Origin of the sequence: Metabacillus sp. YM-086, assembly GCF_048059995.1 — a bacterium.
In the GTDB taxonomy this organism is placed as follows: Bacteria; Bacillota; Bacilli; order Bacillales; family Bacillaceae; genus Metabacillus; species Metabacillus litoralis_B.
Map to the genome: position 1 here is coordinate 12,055 of NZ_JBLUOI010000106.1, position 1,490 is coordinate 13,544.

Annotated in this window: 2 protein-coding genes; both read right to left on the minus strand. The window is 40.9% G+C overall.

What is annotated here, in order from left to right:
• Positions 1-52 precede the first annotated feature (52 nt).
• Complete coding sequence (locus tag ACEWK1_RS25260; RefSeq protein WP_212135668.1) at positions 53-190, minus strand: hypothetical protein; 138 nt, start codon at positions 188-190, stop codon at positions 53-55.
• Positions 191-538: 348 nt separating this feature from the next.
• On the minus strand, positions 539-1,490 hold a 952-nt coding region (locus tag ACEWK1_RS25265; RefSeq protein WP_416636775.1), incomplete at its 5' end, for an LCP family protein.

Here is a 1,490-nt window from a genome sequence, read left to right on the forward strand (position 1 = left end):
TTATGAACGACAGTTTCCTCTTTTTTTGGTAGCGTTTTGTCGGTCATCTCCTTTATGAACGACAGTTTCCTCTTTTTTTGGTAGCGTTTTGTCGGTCATCTCCTTTATGAACGACAGTTTCCTCTTTTTTGGATTGTGGTTTGTCGTTCATCATCTTATGAAAACCAATTTCCCCAATTTTAACTCTCACCTTGGTCTTCATCTCCCACATGAAGACCATCTCACCCTTATTCCAGCACTACCTTGGTCTTCATCTCCCACATGAAGACCATCTCACCCTTATTCCAACACCACCTTGGTCTTCATCTTCCTTATGATGACCATCTCATCCTTATTCCAACACCACCTTGGTCTTCATCTTCCTCATAAAGACCACCTCCCCCCATTTCCACCACCACTTTTATCTTCACCCAACTTAAGAAGACCCTCCACCACCACTCTGGTCTTCATCTGCTAAAAAACAACTACTTCCCTTCCTCCCATTAAACAAAAAAACGCCCAGGCCACCACAAGGCCTGAGCATTCCCTCAAAATCTAATTACTGTTCCTCATCCGAATCACTCGTCACCACCGACGAACCACCACTCAAAAACGCATCCAACGCCGCCTTATTCTCTTCCATATCAATTTCCAATACAGAACCTGCGTGAGAGTAACTAGTCGTTGTATACGAGCCTTCAACCGGAATTGTCATTGTCTCAATGTCCTCAGGTGTGTTTAAAACAAAGTCTTTTAAAATCCCAATCACTTCAGCACCATCAACATTTGTTTCAATATATGGCTGTACCGTTCCAATTAATTTAGGAAGCTTCGTAACACCATTTACACTAATTAATTCGTCTTTTAAAGCATTAATTACTTTCTGTTGACGTTCAACTCGTCCAAAATCACCTTTTGCATCCGCGCGGTATCTTGCATAACCAAGCAGCTCTGCACCATCAAGCATTTGCACACCGGGCTCTAAGCTTACACCAATGTTTTTGGACATGCTTTGTTCAACGTCCATTTCGATGCCTTCAGGTGCAAGTGTATCAACAACCTGCTGGAAGCCTTTGAAGTCAACAAGTGCATAATAATGAAGATCGATTCCAAAGTTTTCTTGAATTGTTTTCCTTAATAATTCAGGGCCACCTAAGAAGTAAGCTGTGTTTACTTTATAGTTTTTGTAATCCGGTATTTCAACATACGTATCACGCATGATCGATACAAGCTTGGCTGTTCCTTCTTTTGTATCATATTGCGCAATCATGATTGTATCAGTACGCGACTTTTCTTCCCCTCGAGAATCAATCCCGAGTAACAGAACATTGATTTTTCCTAACTTATCGACTGCTGCTCCGTCAAAGTCAGTAGCAGCATTTTTATCAAAGCCCTCACCTGCTGCCTGCAGGCCAGTGTAATATTGATAAAAAATATAACCAGCAAAACCAAGTATAAGAACTAGAAGGAAGAAAAACCCTCTAACAAATTTCTTTTTCTTTTTTTTCTTT